This is a genomic window from Arminella tubonensis, assembly GCF_003240585.1.
Taxonomy (GTDB): domain Bacteria; phylum Pseudomonadota; class Alphaproteobacteria; order Rhizobiales; family Rhizobiaceae; genus Rhizobium; species Rhizobium tubonense.
Window position 1 is genome coordinate 196275 of record NZ_PCDP01000040.1, and the last position, 14816, is coordinate 211090.

The following is a 14816-nucleotide window of genomic DNA, read 5'->3' on the forward strand; positions in this document are numbered from 1 at the left end:
GACATGCGGCGGGCGACAGCACATTCGGGATTGAATTCCGAAATCGACGTCGGCGATGCCGCTAGTCTCATAAGGAGCGCCAACCGAATTCTGGTCATCGGGTGCTCAGGTGGCGGCAAGACCACGATGTCGCTGCAAATCTGCAAACGTCTCGCCCTGCCGTTCGTGTCGATGGACCGCGATTTTTTCTGGCTGCCCGGTTGGGTCAATCGACCGAAGACGGAAGAACGCGCCTTGATCGCCGCGAAGGTCGCCGAAGAGCGATGGCTGATGGACGGGACCGGACCATCGACTTTCGATCTCCGTCTACCGCGCGCCGATGTTGTGATCTGGGTCCGAATGCCGCGAATGGTTTGTATGTGGGGCGTCATCAGCCGCGTGGTCAAATGGTATGGACATGAGCGACTGGCGATGGCTCCTGGCTGCCCCGAACGGCTGGATTGGCAATTCCTGCGTTACGTCTGGAACTTCGAGCAGAAAGAAGCGCCGAAGGTTGTGGCCGGCCTCGAGCAACATGGCCCCGATGTCCCGGTTTTCCAGCTGAAAACACGTCGCGACATACGTGCCCTTCTTGATCTTCTCGACGCGTCCGCTTAATTGCCGATCATGCCTCAGTTCGAAACGCATCGCTCCGTCCCCCATTCTCCCGAACAGATGTTCGACCTCGTCGCCGATGTCGAACGATATCCGGAGTTTTTGCCGCTCTGCACCGGGCTCGTCGTGCGCAACCGCAAGGAGCGCGACGGCAAGGTCCTGCTGGTTGCCGACATGACGGTCGGTTACAAGGCGATCCGCGAGACTTTCACGACACAGGTGCTGCTGAACAAGGCCGCGCTTGCAATCGACGTCAAATACATCGATGGACCGTTCAAGTATCTCGACAATCGCTGGCGCTTCATCCCCAACGGCAGCGGTGGCTGCACGATCGATTTCTTTATCGACTACGAGTTCAAGAGCCGTATCCTCGGCGCTCTGATGGGTTCCATGTTCGACCGAGCCTTCAGGATGTTCACCGAGGCGTTCGAGACGCGTGCCGGCAAGATCTACGCTTGAGATAGTTCGAGCAGCATTTCCAACGCCGTCAGAACCGTCGCCAGCCGCACCTGGTCGCGGCCGACATCGCCGTAGCGCATTTCGCGATGGAGATAATTGCCGCTGCGTGATCTGGCGGCGAGGTGGACAAGTCCTACCGGCTTGCCGGCTGACCCACCGCCCGGACCCGCGATCCCTGTGACCGCGACGGCGAGATCAGCATGTGAGCGGAAGAGGGCGCCATGCACCATCTGCAGCGCCGTCTCCCTCGACACCGCGCCGAAGGTCGCAAGGGTCTCTTCCTGGACGCCGAGCATCTCCATTTTCGCCACGTTCGTATAGGTGACGAAGCCGCGGTCGACGACGGCCGAGGACCCTGGAATTTCAGTCACCGCGCCGGCAATCAGTCCACCGGTGCACGATTCGGCAGTGGCGACCATCAGGCCTTTTGCAGCGAATTCGGAAACGATCTGCTGCGCGAGGTCGATAACGCCTCGTGGAAGATTACTCACGACTTGGTCCCCCGGTAGACGACCGTTGCCGTCGCGATAGCCGCTATTCCCTCGCGGCGGCCAACGAAGCCGATCTGTTCATTCGTCGTCGCCTTCACCGAGCACCGTTCCATGTCGATGCCAACAAATTCCGACAGCTTCATGCGCATGGCATTGCGGTGAGGGCCGATCTTCGGCGCTTCGGCAATGAGCGTCACGTCGGCATTCATGATCGTGCCGCCGTTTTCGCGGACGATCTTCGCCGCATGTTCGATGAAAATGCGGGAAGGGGCGCCTCGCCATTGAGGATCGGAAGGGGGGAAGTGATCGCCGATGTCGCCGGCACCGCAGGTGGCAAGCAGCGCATCGGTCAGCGCATGTAGCGCCACATCCGCATCTGAGTGGCCTTTAAGCGTCTGGTCGTGGGGAATGAACACGCCGCACAGCGTCACGCCGTCGCCGGGTTCGAGCTGGTGCACATCATAGCCGTTGCCCGTCCTGACGTCTGGCAGCAAACCCGCGGAAAGTCGCTCATCCGCCATGGCGATGTCCCTCTTCAATGTCAGTTTCACATTATCAGGCGTACCCGCAACCAGCGTCACGGGAATCCCGGCCCATTCGGCGATGGCAGCATCGTCGGTAAAGCTCGTTGCGCCTTCCAGCTCGGCCCTCTCGTGAGCGGAGAGGATAATGTCGAGGTCAAAGGACTGCGGCGTCTGCGCAGCATAGAGATCAGCGCGCGGTACGGTTTCAGTTACGCGCCCGTCGATATCGCCCCGTTTCAGGGTGTCCGAAACTGGTGTCGCCGGCAGGACGGCAGGTGCTCCGTCGGCGAGCGCGGCGGTGACCCGGTCGAGCAGGTCGTGATCGAAGAATGGGCGCACCGCGTCATGGATGAGAACATGGGTGATCTCGGTCCCCCGAAGTGCCCGAAGCCCCGCCAGCACGGATTGCTGTCGCGTCGCCCCGCCGATGACTGTCGTCACCCTGCTATCGTCGACTTGCCCGATGGCCTCCCGCAAGAGCGCCTCGTCGTCACCGTGGATGACGATGACGATGCGCGATGCCTGCGGCCATGTCACGAATCTTTCAAGGGTATGAGCGATAACGGCCCTGCCGCCGATCAGGCGGTACTGTTTCGGTCCGCTCTCGGGCGATCCGGCGCGTTCTCCTCGGCCAGCCGCCACGATAACTATTCCGACCGACATCGGTTGCTTTGGATGCATTAGCGTCATAAACCCCAGGAGGCAGGCATTGCGATTGCAGGGGTCTATCCCCTAGAATGGGTATTTTCCAGCATTTGCCCAAAAAATATCGGCTTTCGCCGAAACCCCTTGGCAAGCTCAGAAATTATGGCTAAAAATAGTGCAAGCGTAAAGTGTGCCTGAAAGATAATCATTTGTCCTTGGTCGACCTAGCAGCACCGTTTTCCATCGGCACGATCCCGATCCGAAATCGCGTCATCCTCGCGCCGATGTCCGGTGTTACCGATTTGCCATTCCGCCAATTGGCCCTGCGCTACGGCGCTGGCCTTGTTGTGACCGAAATGGTGGCCAGTCGCGAACTCGTGCTCGATGCCGGTGAGTCCTGGTCGCGCCTGAAGAGCGCTGGTCTGAAACCCCATATGGTTCAGCTTGCCGGGCGTGAAGCGCACTGGATGGCGGATGCCGCAAAGATTGCAGTCGACAACGGCGCCGATATTATCGACATCAACATGGGCTGCCCGGCGAAGAAGGTCATCGGCGGCTATTCCGGTTCGGCGCTGATGCGCGATCCCGACCATGCGCTCAGCCTGATCGAGGCAACGGTCAAGGCCGTCAATGTTCCCGTGACGCTGAAGATGCGGCTCGGCTGGGACGAGAACTCGATCAACGCGCCCGATATTGCCAGCCGTGCCGAATCTGCCGGTATTCAGATGGTGACGATCCACGGCCGCACCCGCATGCAATTCTACGAGGGCAAGGCCGATTGGGATGCTATCCGTGCGGTGCGCGACGTAGTCTCCATCCCGCTGGTTGCCAATGGCGATGTCGACACCGTCGAGGACGCTCAGGAAATTCTCCGCCGCTCCGGTGCCGACGCAGTGATGCTGGGCCGGGGGTGCCAAGGCCGACCCTGGCATGCGGGCTTCATCGCTGGTCACCTCATGCCCGACAACAATGAGATTGCCGACATCGTCGTAGAGCACTACGCCGCGATGCTCGATTTCTACGGCGAGCACGTTGGCGTCCGCCATGCTCGCAAGCACCTGGGCTGGTATCTCAATCGTTACGCCCCAGCGATACCAGCCGCTGAAAAGTCCCGTGTCATGACATCAAGAAGTCCCGACGAGGTAGCCTCGCTGCTGAGCGACGCGCTGCGCTCCGATATCGATCTTGCGCCACGCGCACAGGAGGCAGCATGAGTTCCGATACCGACTCCGTGCCGTCCGCAAACACGCGAAACGCCCTGGCGATGGCGGTTCTGAATGCCATTCAGAACCCGGTCGTCATGGTCAACGAGGCAGGCTTGATGACCTTCGCCAATTGGGAGGGGGAAGCCTTCTTCGGGGCGAGCGCATCGCATCTCGCGCGGTACAATATCTCGACCTTCATCCCGTTCGGAAGCCCGCTTCTGGCCCTGATAGACCAGGTTCGGGAGCGTCGGGCACCGGTCAACGAATATCGCGTCGACCTGAGTTCGCCGCGGCTCGGCCAGGACAAATTGGTCGACCTGTACGTCGCACCTGTGATCAGCGAGCCGGGATCGGTCGTGATCGTGTTCCAGGAACGCTCCATGGCGGACAAGATCGACCGGCAGTTGACCCACCGCGCCGCCGCGCGCTCGGTCACCGGCCTTGCATCGATGCTTGCCCACGAGATCAAGAATCCGCTATCCGGCATCCGCGGCGCAGCCCAGCTTCTTGAGCAGTCAGTGGAGGACGAAGACAGGGCGCTGACGCGGCTCATCTGCGACGAAACCGATCGCATCGTCTCGTTGGTCGACCGCATGGAAGTTTTTTCGGACGAGCGGCCGGTCGACCGAGTGCCAGTCAATATCCATTCTGTCCTGGATCATGTGAAGGCGGTCGCCAAAGCCGGTTTCGCCCGCAATATCAGGATAACCGAACTCTACGACCCGTCGCTGCCGGCCGTCTACGCCAATCGCGATCAGCTCGTGCAGATATTCCTGAACCTCGTGAAGAATGCCGCCGAAGCGGTTGGCGACAAGCCGGAAGGCGAGATCATGCTGACGACGGCGTACCGCCCCGGCATCCGTTTGTCAGTCGCCGGTTCGCGCGAGAAAATCTCGCTGCCCCTGGAATTCTGCGTAATCGACAACGGCCCTGGCGTGCCTGCCGATCTCGTGCCGCACCTGTTCGATCCGTTTGTCACCACCAAGATGAACGGCACCGGCCTCGGTCTCGCCCTGGTCGCCAAGATCATCGGCGATCATGGCGGTATTGTCGAATGCGACAGCCAGAACCACAAGACGACGTTCCGCGTCCTAATGCCAGCCTCCAAAGACATCACCCTCGAAGACGCCAATCCCGCGAACTTTACAGGACTTAATCGATGACTGCCACGATCCTTGTCGCCGACGACGATGCTGCCATTCGCACCGTGCTCAATCAGGCCTTGAGCCGGGCCGGTTACGATGTCCGCATCACTTCCAATGCAGCGACGCTGTGGCGCTGGATATCGGCCGGTGAAGGCGATCTCGTGGTCACCGATGTCGTGATGCCGGACGAGAATGCTTTCGATCTGCTCCCCCGCATCAAGAAGGCGCGGCCGGATTTGCCCGTGTTGGTCATGAGCGCGCAGAATACCTTCATGACGGCGATCAAGGCCTCGGAGAAGGGGGCCTATGACTACCTGCCGAAGCCCTTCGATCTGACGGAACTGATCGCGATCATCGGCCGTGCGCTTTCCGAGCCGAAGCGCAAGCCGGTGAAGATCGAGGATGACATGCAGGACGGCATGCCGCTTGTAGGCAGGTCCGCCGCAATGCAGGAAATCTACCGCGTGCTCGCCCGACTGATGCAGACCGACCTCACGCTGATGATCACCGGCGAATCCGGCACCGGCAAGGAGTTGGTGGCGCGCGCGCTGCATGATTACGGCAAGCGCCGCAACGGACCGTTCGTCGCCATCAACATGGCGGCCATCCCGCGTGACCTGATCGAATCGGAATTGTTCGGTCACGAGAAGGGGGCTTTCACCGGTGCTCAGACGCGCTCCACCGGTCGCTTCGAGCAGGCCGAAGGTGGCACGCTGTTTCTCGACGAAATCGGCGATATGCCGATGGATGCGCAGACGCGGCTGTTGCGCGTACTGCAGCAGGGCGAATACACCACCGTCGGCGGACGGACTCCGATCCGCACCGACGTGCGCATCGTCGCCGCGACGAACAAGGACCTGAAGCAGGCGATCAATCAGGGCCTGTTCCGCGAGGATCTTTATTATCGCCTGAACGTCGTCCCGCTGCGTCTGCCGCCGCTGCGGGATCGCGCCGAGGATATTCCGGATCTTGTTCGCCACTTCATCCAGCAGGCGGAAAAAGAGGGACTCGGCTCGAAGCGGTTCGATCAGGAAGCGCTCGAATTGATGAAGGCCTATCCTTGGCCGGGCAATGTGCGCGAGCTTGAGAACCTTATTCGCCGCCTGATGGCACTTTATCCACAGGATGTAATCAGTCGCGAGATCATCGACGCGGAGTTGCGTGCCGACGTCCCCGATAGCCCGATCGACAAAGGCCCCGCGCGTAACGGCAGCATGACGATCGCGCAGGCGGTTGAGGAAAACATGCGCGCCTATTTCGCAAGCTTTGGTGACGCCTTACCTCCGGCGGGGCTCTACGATCGTGTTTTGACCGAGCTTGAATACCCGCTTATCCTGGCGGCGCTGACTGCTACGCGTGGAAACCAGATCAAAGCAGCGGATTTGCTCGGGCTAAACCGCAATACGCTACGCAAGAAGATCCGAGAACTCGGTGTTTCCGTCTATCGAAGCTCCCGCACCGCTTGACAACGTGACCCCAAGCGTTGCATTTTCGCCACAATGCGTTGCTTAAAGGTCACGCAGCCGGTTCGCGATTTCGCGTGAGCGATTGCTGGGGAAAGCTCCCTTTGTTGGAGCGGACGATCAGGGTTTTCAGCTTTCTGCAGTAGGCTGCACGATGGCGGAATTCGGTTTACAGGCGGCGGCGAGTGTCGCGGTCGACCACGATCATCCAGGCCTCTACGATTGCCGACGCTACAGCTAGATCGGACTGATCAAATCAGGCTAGGCGCTCTCGGGCGCCCATGCCAGGAGACGAGTGGAATGCAGCAGGAAGCAGCCTCGCCGGCGGCGAGCAACGAGGCGATCGTCAAAGTGACGGACCGCCGCGCCTCCTTCGCCCTTCCGGGCCTGGCATTGGCCGGTGTTGCACTTCTTTGCGCCACGGCGACCCTGTTCATTCTGCTTGGCCTGACGCCGATCCCACCCAATTCAAATGTCGTCCTCGCATCTGCGGTGGTCAACTCGATCTTCGTTCTGGCCATGATCGCCTTGATCGCCCGCGAGGTCGTTCGCCTGCAAAAGGCGCGCAGTCGTGGGCGCGCAGCGGCCCGTCTTCATATCCGCATTGTCGTGCTGTTCTCGATTGTGGCAATCACGCCGGCGATTCTGGTTGCCATATTCGCCAGCCTGACGTTGAACGTCGGTCTCGACCGCTGGTTTGCGCTGCGCACGCAGCAGATCATCAGTTCGTCCCAGAACGTGGCGCAAGCCTATCTGATGGAAAATGCCAGCTATCTTCAGGGTCAGACGGTTTCCATGGGCAACGACCTGGAGCGGAATCGCGCGCTCTATAGCCTCGATCAAACCGGCTTTGCCGATCTGATGACGCGGCAGGCCCGCGGGCGCGGCTTGCTTGGCGCGTTCCTCGTCCGGCGTGATGGCACTGCGATCCTGCAGGCGAATATCAAGACCGAGAAGCCGTTGCCCGCTATCCCCAAGGACGCGCTGGAAGCCTCTGCCGGTGGCCAGCCGACGCTCATTCCACCAGGCGTTACCAACCTTGTCGGTGCAATCATCAAGCTTGACGATATTCCTGGAGCCTTTCTCTACACCGTAAGGGCGGTCGACCCGCGGGTTATGAGCGCCATGCGGATGGTCGAGGAGAACACGGCGGAATACAAGGCGATGGAAGGGGGACGCATGTCCCTGCAGATCGCTTTCGCGGTACTCTACATCGGCTTTGCTCTCATCGTGCTTCTTGCCGCGATCTGGACCGCGATCGCGGTCGCCGATCGGATCGTTCGTCCGATCCGCCTGCTGATCAGCGCCGCCGACAACGTCGCCACTGGCAACATGAACGTTCTCGTGCCGGTACGTGCCGCCGATGGCGATGTCGGCAGCCTGTCGCGCACGTTCAACAAGATGATCTCGGAGATACGAACCCAGCGCGATGAAATCCTCGAAGCCAAGGACGAAGTGGACGATCGCCGCCGCTTCATCGAGGCCGTGCTGTCGGGCGTGACCGCAGCTGTCATCGGCGTCGAGCACGACCGGCGCATTACCATCGTCAACACGTCGGCCGAAGTCTTGCTCAGTCTGGCAAGCAGCGAGCTCCTTGGTCGCAACCTCGTCGACATCGCGCCGGAAGTCGATCAGGTCGTCACCGAAGCGGCCGCTCGTCATCGCAACGATTTCCGCAAGCAGATCAGCCTGGTGCGCGGCGGCACCGTACGTACGCTCAGCGTTCAGGTCACCCGGGAAGAAGCCCGCGACATGAAGGAATCCTATGTCATCACGCTTGATGACATTACCGATCTTGTAATAGCCCAGCGCTCCACCGCATGGGCCGATGTCGCCCGGCGCATCGCTCACGAGATCAAGAACCCGCTGACGCCGATCCAGCTATCTGCGGAGCGAATCCGCCGTCGTTACGGCAAGCAGATCGACGAGAACGATCGTGCCGTCTTCGACCAGTGCACGGATACCATCATCCGCCAGGTGGGCGACATCGGCCGCATGGTCGACGAATTCTCCTCCTTCGCCCGGATGCCGAAACCAACGATGGAACCGACCGACCTGCGCAATATCCTGCGGGATGCCTTGTTCCTGCGCGAAATGGGCAACAATCACGTCAAGTTCCAGCGCGAACTCGGTGGTGATGCGCTTGTCGGAATGTTCGACCAGCGCATGCTGGGGCAGGCCTTTGGCAACCTGATCAAGAATGCGGTCGAGGCGATCGAGGCTGTTCCGACCAGCGAGAGCCGCGAAGAGCCGAAAATTCTTATTCGGGCTTCGCTCGACACTGAGCGAGATCGGTTCACCGTCGACGTTATCGACAACGGTCGCGGCCTGCCGGTCGAGAACCGCCACAGCATCCTCGAGCCCTATATGACCATGCGTGAAAAGGGCACCGGGCTCGGGCTGGCGATTGTCAAGAAGATCATCGAAGACCATGGCGGGCAACTCGAGTTGCATGATGCTCCCGCCGATTTTGACCAGGGCAGGGGAGCCATGATCCGCGTGCATTTGCCGCGCCGTGAACTGGCCGCCACCCTCCAGACAGCAAGCGATAAGGAAACAGTTTATGGCCTCTGATATTCTCGTGGTGGACGACGAGGAGGACATTCGCGAGATCGTCTCGGGAATTCTGTCCGACGAGGGGCACGAAACCCGAACCGCTTATGACAGCGACAGTGCGCTGGCCGCGATCTCGGATCGCGCCCCGAGGCTGGTCTTTCTCGACATCTGGATGCAGGGCAGCAAACTTGACGGCCTGGCACTGCTGGATGAGATCAAGGCCCGCCATCCGGATCTGCCCGTCGTCATGATCTCCGGCCACGGCAATGTTGAGACGGCAGTTTCCGCTATCAAGCGCGGTGCCTTTGACTTCATCGAGAAGCCCTTCAAGGCCGACCGCCTGATCCTCATCGCCGAGCGGGCCCTTGAGAATTCAAAGCTCAAGAAAGAACTCGTCGATCTGAAGCGCCGGACGGGCGATACCATCGAGCTGATCGGTACGTCGATCGCCGTATCGCAGCTGCGGCAAACCATCGACAAGGTTTCCCCGACCAACAGCCGCGTCATGATCTTCGGACCGTCCGGTTCCGGCAAGGAACTCGTTGCGCGCATGATGCACAAGAAATCGAGCCGCGCCAACGGCCCCTTCGTCGCATTGAATGCGGCAAACATCACGCCGGACCGCATGGAAGTCGCCCTCTTCGGAACGGAAGGCTCCCCAGGCCAATCCCGCAAGGTCGGCGCGCTGGAAGAAGCCCATCGCGGCATGCTTTATCTCGACGAGGTCGGCGAGATGCCACGGGAGACCCAGAACAAGATCCTGCGTGTCCTCGTCGATCAGCAGTTCGAACGGGTAGGCGGCTCCAAACGGGTGAAGGTCGACGTCCGCATCATCTCGTCCACGGCCTATAATCTCGAAAGCCGTATCGCCGAGAATCTATTCCGCGAGGATCTATACCATCGTCTCGCAGTCGTACCCGTTCGTGTACCGGCGCTTGCCGAGCGTCGCGAGGATATTCCGTTCCTGGTCGACCAGCTGATGCGTCAGATTTCGGAGCAGGCCGGCATTCGTCCGCGTCGTATCGGCGATGACGCGATGGCTGTGCTGCAGGCGCATGATTGGCCCGGCAACATCCGCCAGCTCCGCAACAACATCGAGCGGCTTATGATTCTCGCGCGCACCGACGGGCCGGATACGCCGATCACCGCGGAAATGCTGCCGACCGATCTCGGCGACATGCTGCCCAAGGTCTCGGCGCAGAACGATTATCACATCATGACGCTGCCCTTGCGCGAAGCCCGCGAAATGTTCGAGCGCGACTATCTGATCGCGCAGATCAATCGTTTCGGCGGCAATATCTCGCGCACCGCGGAGTTTGTCGGCATGGAACGCTCGGCACTGCATCGCAAGCTGAAGTCGCTGGGCGTATGATATCGTTCATCGATTCTCTCCAGCAAGGTCCGATATGCCTCGAATAGCCTATGTGAATGGACGCTACCTGCCGCACGCCTATGCGATGGTTCATGTCGAAGACCGCGGCTACCAGTTTGCCGACGGCGTCTACGAAGTCTGCGAGGTTCGCCACGGGCTGATCGTCGATCTGACTCGCCACCTGAACCGCCTCGATCGTTCGCTCGGGGAACTCAGGATCGCCTGGCCGATGGCCCGTGCTTCACTGATCCACGTCATCCGCGAGACCCTACGTCGCAATCATGTTCGCAACGGCATGTTCTACCTGCAGGTCACCCGCGGTGTCGCGCGCCGCGACCACGTCTTCCCGACCGACGGTACGCCGTCGTCGATCGTCGTCACCGCCAAGAGTACGGATCAAGCTGCTATCGCCAGGAAGAATGCTGATGGCATCAAGGCGATCACCGTCCGCGACAATCGCTGGGATCGTGTCGATATCAAATCGGTCGGCCTTTTGCCCAATGCGATGGCGCGCCAGCAGGCCAAGGAGGCAGGCGCCCAGGAAGCGATATACATCGACCACAACGGCATGGTGAAGGAAGGCGCTGCGACCAACGTCTGGATCGTCGATGCCGACGGCAAGCTGGTCACAAGACCCGCCGAGCACGGCATCCTGCGCGGCATCACCCGCACCACTTTGATCGATGTTGCGGCCAAGCTCGGGCTCCCGGTTGAAGAACGTTTTTTCTCCATCGAGGAAATGATGGCTTCCCGCGAAGTTTTCATCACCGCCGCCACAAGCATTTGTTTTCCCATCGTTTCCATCGATGGGCAGGCGATTGCCAATGGTCATCCGGGAAGCCTGTCGCAGAAAATTCGGGAAGCCTTTTTCGACATTGCGGAAAAGACTGCGATTTGATACCAAGATTTGCTGGAGGAGAGTTGAGGGCCTCTCCTATCCGGACACGAGGTCTATGTTTGTATTCCACCGGTCTATGGGCCGGCAATTAAGAAAGAAGCGGCGCGATGGCGGAACGTTCTCAGAATTTGCAGGACTTATTTCTAAATACTGTTCGCAAACAAAAGATTTCACTCACTATATTCCTGATTAACGGTGTAAAACTCACGGGCGTCGTTACGTCCTTCGACAACTTCTGCGTCCTGCTGCGTCGCGACGGTCATTCGCAACTTGTTTACAAGCATGCGATTTCAACCATCATGCCAGGCCAGCCGATGCAGATGTTCGAGAGTGAGGAAGCCGCATCCTGAACTTATCCTAGATAGGATTGCCGTCATCACGACACGCGATACGAAAAGTGAATCCCTCGTCCCGGAAGCTGTAAGGCACCGGGATGACATGAAGGCTGTTGTCATCGTTCCTGTGCTCAAGCAGGTCCGCGCCAACAAGGCTGCCAAGTCTGACACCGCGATCACGACGACGCGCTCGTCGGAGAGCCGTCTCGAAGAGGCGAAGGGGCTGGCGCACGCCATCGATCTCGAAGTTGTCCACGGCGCGATCGTCCCTATCAACGATCCGCGCCCGGGCACGCTGCTCGGCAGCGGCAAGATCGAGGAGATCGGTGCGCTTCTCGACGAGTTCAACGCCGGCCTCGTCATCGTCGACCATCCTTTGACGCCGGTCCAGCAGCGCAATCTCGAGAAGGAATGGAACGCCAAGGTTATCGACCGGACCGGTCTCATCCTCGAGATCTTCGGCCGCCGCGCCTCCACCAAGGAAGGCACGCTGCAGGTCGATCTGGCGCATCTCAATTACCAGAAGGGCCGTCTGGTTCGCAGCTGGACCCACCTTGAACGCCAGCGCGGCGGTGCGGGCTTTATGGGTGGTCCGGGCGAAACTCAGATCGAAGCCGACCGTCGGCAATTGCAGGACCGTATCATCAAGCTGGAGCGCGAACTCGAGCAGGTGGTTCGCACCCGCCAGCTACATCGTGCCAAGCGCCGCAAGGTGCCGCATCCGATCGTCGCGCTCGTCGGTTATACGAATGCCGGCAAATCTACGCTCTTCAACCGTATTACCGGCGCCGGCGTGCTGGCCGAAGACATGCTTTTCGCGACTCTGGACCCGACGCTTCGCCGCATGAAACTGCCCCAGGGCCGGACCGTCATCCTGTCTGACACTGTCGGCTTCATTTCGGATCTGCCGACGCATCTTGTCGCCGCGTTCCGCGCGACGCTGGAAGAGGTGTTGGAAGCAGATCTCATTCTGCATGTCCGCGACATGTCTGACGACGACAATGCTGCGCAGAGTTCCGATGTCATGCGCATCCTGAGCGATCTCGGCATTGGCGATGCCGAAGGTGCCGACCGCATAATCGAAGTCTGGAACAAGATCGACAGGCTGGAGCCTGAGGCACATGATGCCATGATCCAGAAAGTGGCCACCGCGAAGAACATCATCGCGGTTTCGGCTGTGAACGGAGAGGGCGTCGACCGGCTGATGGATGAGATCAGCGGACGGCTTTCGGGCGTGATGACCGAGGCGACGATCACGCTTCCCCTCGACAAGCTGGCGCTGCTGCCATGGCTATACGGCCACGCCATCGTCGATGCCCGCGAAGACAACGAGGACGGAACGGTGTCGCTGGATGTGCGCCTGTCCGAGACCGAAGCGGCTGAGCTGGAGCGGCGTATGGGCAACGGCCCCAAGCCTCAAGGCGAGGAATGGGAGTAAGCGTCACGACAGCTTAAACCAGCTGTCGTTCGATCGCTTTTGCCGCCTGCCAGATTTCCTCCATCCGCTCGAGCGCAGCATCTTCCAGCGTTTCACCTTCCGACTCAAGTGTACGCTCTATGTGCCTGAATCGGCGTCGAAATTTCGTATTGGTTCCGCGCAGCGCCTGCTCCGGATCGGCGTTGACATGCCGGCCGATGTTGACGACCGCGAAGATGAGGTCCCCAAGCTCGTCGCTGACTTTGGCTTGGTCGCCTTCGTTCAGCGCCACCCGGAGTTCGTCAATCTCCTCCTCGATCTTGTCAAGGATCGGTTCTGGCGCCGACCAGTCGAAGCCGACCTTCGCGGCGCGCTCCTGCAATTTGAGCGCCTCGGTAAGTGCGGGGAAGCTCCGCTGGACCGAATCGAGGAAACCGGCATTGGATTCCTTGGTGATGCCGCGACGGGCACGTCGCTCGGCACGCTCCCGTTTTTCTTCGCCCTTGATCACATCCCATTGCTTCTTGACGGCACCAGGCGTCGAGGCGTCGGAGACGGCAAAGACGTGCGGATGCCGACGGATCATTTTTCGCGTAATCGCCTCGACCACGTCGCCAAAAGCAAATTCGCCGGCCTCCTCGGCCATCCGCGCGTGGAAAACCACCTGCAGTAAAAGATCGCCGAGTTCCTCGCAGAGATCGTCCATGTCCTTTCGTTCGATCGCGTCGGAGACCTCGTAGGCTTCCTCGATCGTGTAGGGCTTTATGCTCTCGAACGTCTGGACAATGTCCCAGGGGCAGCCGCTTTCAGGGTCTCGAAGAGCAGCCATGATCTCGATCAGGCCGCAAATATCCCTCGATGCTTTCATCAGAGCCTCTTTCGGTCATCTATCTCTGGGTCAATTAAGCGGAATGGCATTCTCGCCCTTCGACGCCTGGTAACTGTCGGAAAGTGTGTCGTAGATCGCCTTGATACGGGCCGTCTGTACCTTGAGATCTGCTTTGACTGGATCCGCCTCTATTTCTACCAGATCGGCAATGGCAAAGCTGTTCCAGAACGCGTTCTGCTTGCGGTAGCCGCCCGGTTCCAACCCAAATACTTCCTTCAGAATTTTAAGGTCGTGCGGAATGGCGAAGCTGTCCCGTGAATCTTCGTGGCTGAAAAAGTAATAGAAATTGTCGAACCCGGCCCAGGTTATCGCCGACATGCACATCGTGCAGGGCTCGTGGGTGGACAGGAAGATCAGGTCCTTCGTCGCCGGCTTCTCGCCCATCTCGTAGAACCGCTTCAGCGTGTGGACTTCGCCATGCCACAGCGGATTTTCGAGTTCGTTGTTTGTCTCTGCGACCACAAGCGACAAATCCGACTTCCGCAGGATCGCCGCGCCGAAGATTTTGTTTCCCGCCGAAACGCCTTTTGCCGTCAGCGGCAGAATGCTGTGCTCGATAACATCGAGAAGACGGGTTGCGATGGTGCTGGAAGACAAGCGGCTTACTCCTGAAATTTCCGCGACTTTACCCGCATCTACGCTCATGCGGAAAGCGGAAATGACGCATGGACTTTGTTTGCCACAATGAATACGAGTCGGCATGTTCGGCGACAACGGGTGGCTTTTGCTCAATTCCGTGGTCTGTCGAGTAAAAGAATACGTGGGGGTCCTGTCGCAGGAATTTCTGTTTCTTCAATCTCTTGCCGCTAACAGCCATATTCGG

14 protein-coding genes are annotated in these 14816 nt (G+C 59.7%); 10 read left to right on the forward strand and 4 right to left on the reverse strand.

The window, feature by feature from the left end; genetic code table 11:
- Window positions 1-3: 3 nt before the first annotated feature.
- Both CPY51_RS21275 and CPY51_RS21280 read left to right on the forward strand, forming a co-directional pair.
- A complete protein-coding gene (locus CPY51_RS21275) occupies window positions 4-597 on the forward strand; it encodes a P-loop NTPase family protein (protein ID WP_195909588.1) in 594 nt (197 codons plus the stop codon).
- 9 nt (window positions 598-606) lie between these two features.
- The gene (locus tag CPY51_RS21280; RefSeq protein ID WP_111162305.1) at window positions 607-1053 is read left to right on the forward strand and encodes a type II toxin-antitoxin system RatA family toxin; all 447 of its coding nucleotides are present in this window, start codon (window positions 607-609) and stop codon (window positions 1051-1053) included.
- On the opposite strand, the gene CPY51_RS21285 is transcribed toward CPY51_RS21280, so the two are convergent.
- Both CPY51_RS21285 and CPY51_RS21290 read right to left on the reverse strand, forming a co-directional pair.
- Window positions 1044-1544 (reverse strand): CinA family protein, encoded by a 501-nt coding sequence (locus CPY51_RS21285; RefSeq protein WP_111162220.1) that lies wholly within the window; start codon window positions 1542-1544, stop codon window positions 1044-1046. The genes CPY51_RS21280 and CPY51_RS21285 overlap by 10 nt on opposite strands.
- On the reverse strand, window positions 1541-2758 hold the full coding sequence (locus tag CPY51_RS21290; RefSeq protein ID WP_111162221.1) for a bifunctional 2-C-methyl-D-erythritol 4-phosphate cytidylyltransferase/2-C-methyl-D-erythritol 2,4-cyclodiphosphate synthase: 1218 nt from the start codon (window positions 2756-2758) through the stop codon (window positions 1541-1543). The genes CPY51_RS21285 and CPY51_RS21290 overlap by 4 nt, the downstream gene beginning before the upstream one ends.
- A gap of 143 nt (window positions 2759-2901) precedes the next feature.
- On the opposite strand from CPY51_RS21290, the gene dusB reads away from it, so the two are divergent.
- From dusB to hflX, 8 genes are all read left to right on the forward strand, one after another.
- Window positions 2902-3927, forward strand: a complete 1026-nt coding sequence (gene dusB / locus CPY51_RS21295; protein WP_195909589.1) for a tRNA dihydrouridine synthase DusB — start codon at window positions 2902-2904, stop codon at window positions 3925-3927.
- On the forward strand, window positions 3924-5081 hold the full coding sequence (locus tag CPY51_RS21300) for a two-component system sensor histidine kinase NtrB (RefSeq protein ID WP_111162222.1): 1158 nt from the start codon (window positions 3924-3926) through the stop codon (window positions 5079-5081). Before dusB ends, CPY51_RS21300 begins: the two co-directional genes overlap by 4 nt.
- Complete coding sequence (gene ntrC / locus CPY51_RS21305) at window positions 5078-6529, forward strand: nitrogen regulation protein NR(I) (RefSeq protein ID WP_111162223.1); 1452 nt, start codon at window positions 5078-5080, stop codon at window positions 6527-6529. The genes CPY51_RS21300 and ntrC overlap by 4 nt, the downstream gene beginning before the upstream one ends.
- A gap of 297 nt (window positions 6530-6826) precedes the next feature.
- Entirely contained in the window at window positions 6827-9100 is a 2274-nt protein-coding gene (locus CPY51_RS21310; RefSeq protein WP_111162224.1) for a sensor histidine kinase NtrY-like, read from the forward strand.
- Complete coding sequence (gene ntrX / locus CPY51_RS21315; RefSeq protein WP_111162225.1) at window positions 9090-10454, forward strand: nitrogen assimilation response regulator NtrX; 1365 nt, start codon at window positions 9090-9092, stop codon at window positions 10452-10454. Before CPY51_RS21310 ends, ntrX begins: the two co-directional genes overlap by 11 nt.
- Window positions 10455-10488: 34 nt before the next feature.
- On the forward strand, window positions 10489-11352 hold the full coding sequence (locus CPY51_RS21320; protein WP_111162226.1) for a D-amino-acid transaminase: 864 nt from the start codon (window positions 10489-10491) through the stop codon (window positions 11350-11352).
- Window positions 11353-11459: 107 nt separating this feature from the next.
- Window positions 11460-11702: an RNA chaperone Hfq gene (gene hfq / locus CPY51_RS21325; RefSeq protein WP_003539403.1), complete on the forward strand. Its 243-nt coding sequence runs from the start codon at window positions 11460-11462 to the stop codon at window positions 11700-11702.
- Window positions 11703-11790: 88 nt separating this feature from the next.
- Window positions 11791-13125, forward strand: a complete 1335-nt coding sequence (hflX, locus tag CPY51_RS21330) for a GTPase HflX (RefSeq protein WP_195909590.1) — start codon at window positions 11791-11793, stop codon at window positions 13123-13125.
- A 13-nt stretch (window positions 13126-13138) separates the two neighbouring features.
- Here hflX and mazG read toward each other — a convergent pair whose 3' ends face one another.
- Complete coding sequence (mazG, locus tag CPY51_RS21335) at window positions 13139-13972, reverse strand: nucleoside triphosphate pyrophosphohydrolase (protein WP_111162227.1); 834 nt, start codon at window positions 13970-13972, stop codon at window positions 13139-13141.
- A 30-nt stretch (window positions 13973-14002) separates the two neighbouring features.
- Window positions 14003-14590, reverse strand: a complete 588-nt coding sequence (locus CPY51_RS21340) for a deaminase (RefSeq protein ID WP_111162228.1) — start codon at window positions 14588-14590, stop codon at window positions 14003-14005.
- Window positions 14591-14816 lie beyond the last annotated feature (226 nt).

Bases quoted from the DNA above. Each gene is read 5' to 3' on its own strand.
- CPY51_RS21275 (WP_195909588.1), top strand. From the start codon at position 4: ATGCGGCGGGCGACAGCACATTCGGGATTGAATTCCGAAATCGACGTC.
- CPY51_RS21280 (WP_111162305.1), top strand. From the start codon at position 607: ATGCCTCAGTTCGAAACGCATCGCTCCGTCCCCCATTCTCCCGAACAG.
- CPY51_RS21290 (WP_111162221.1), bottom strand. From the start codon at position 2,758: ATGACGCTAATGCATCCAAAGCAACCGATGTCGGTCGGAATAGTTATC.
- CPY51_RS21300 (WP_111162222.1), top strand. From the start codon at position 3,924: ATGAGTTCCGATACCGACTCCGTGCCGTCCGCAAACACGCGAAACGCC.
- ntrC (WP_111162223.1), top strand. From the start codon at position 5,078: ATGACTGCCACGATCCTTGTCGCCGACGACGATGCTGCCATTCGCACC.
- CPY51_RS21310 (WP_111162224.1), top strand. From the start codon at position 6,827: ATGCAGCAGGAAGCAGCCTCGCCGGCGGCGAGCAACGAGGCGATCGTC.
- ntrX (WP_111162225.1), top strand. From the start codon at position 9,090: ATGGCCTCTGATATTCTCGTGGTGGACGACGAGGAGGACATTCGCGAG.
- CPY51_RS21320 (WP_111162226.1), top strand. From the start codon at position 10,489: ATGCCTCGAATAGCCTATGTGAATGGACGCTACCTGCCGCACGCCTAT.
- hfq (WP_003539403.1), top strand. From the start codon at position 11,460: ATGGCGGAACGTTCTCAGAATTTGCAGGACTTATTTCTAAATACTGTT.
- hflX (WP_195909590.1), top strand. From the start codon at position 11,791: ATGAAGGCTGTTGTCATCGTTCCTGTGCTCAAGCAGGTCCGCGCCAAC.
- mazG (WP_111162227.1), bottom strand. From the start codon at position 13,972: ATGAAAGCATCGAGGGATATTTGCGGCCTGATCGAGATCATGGCTGCT.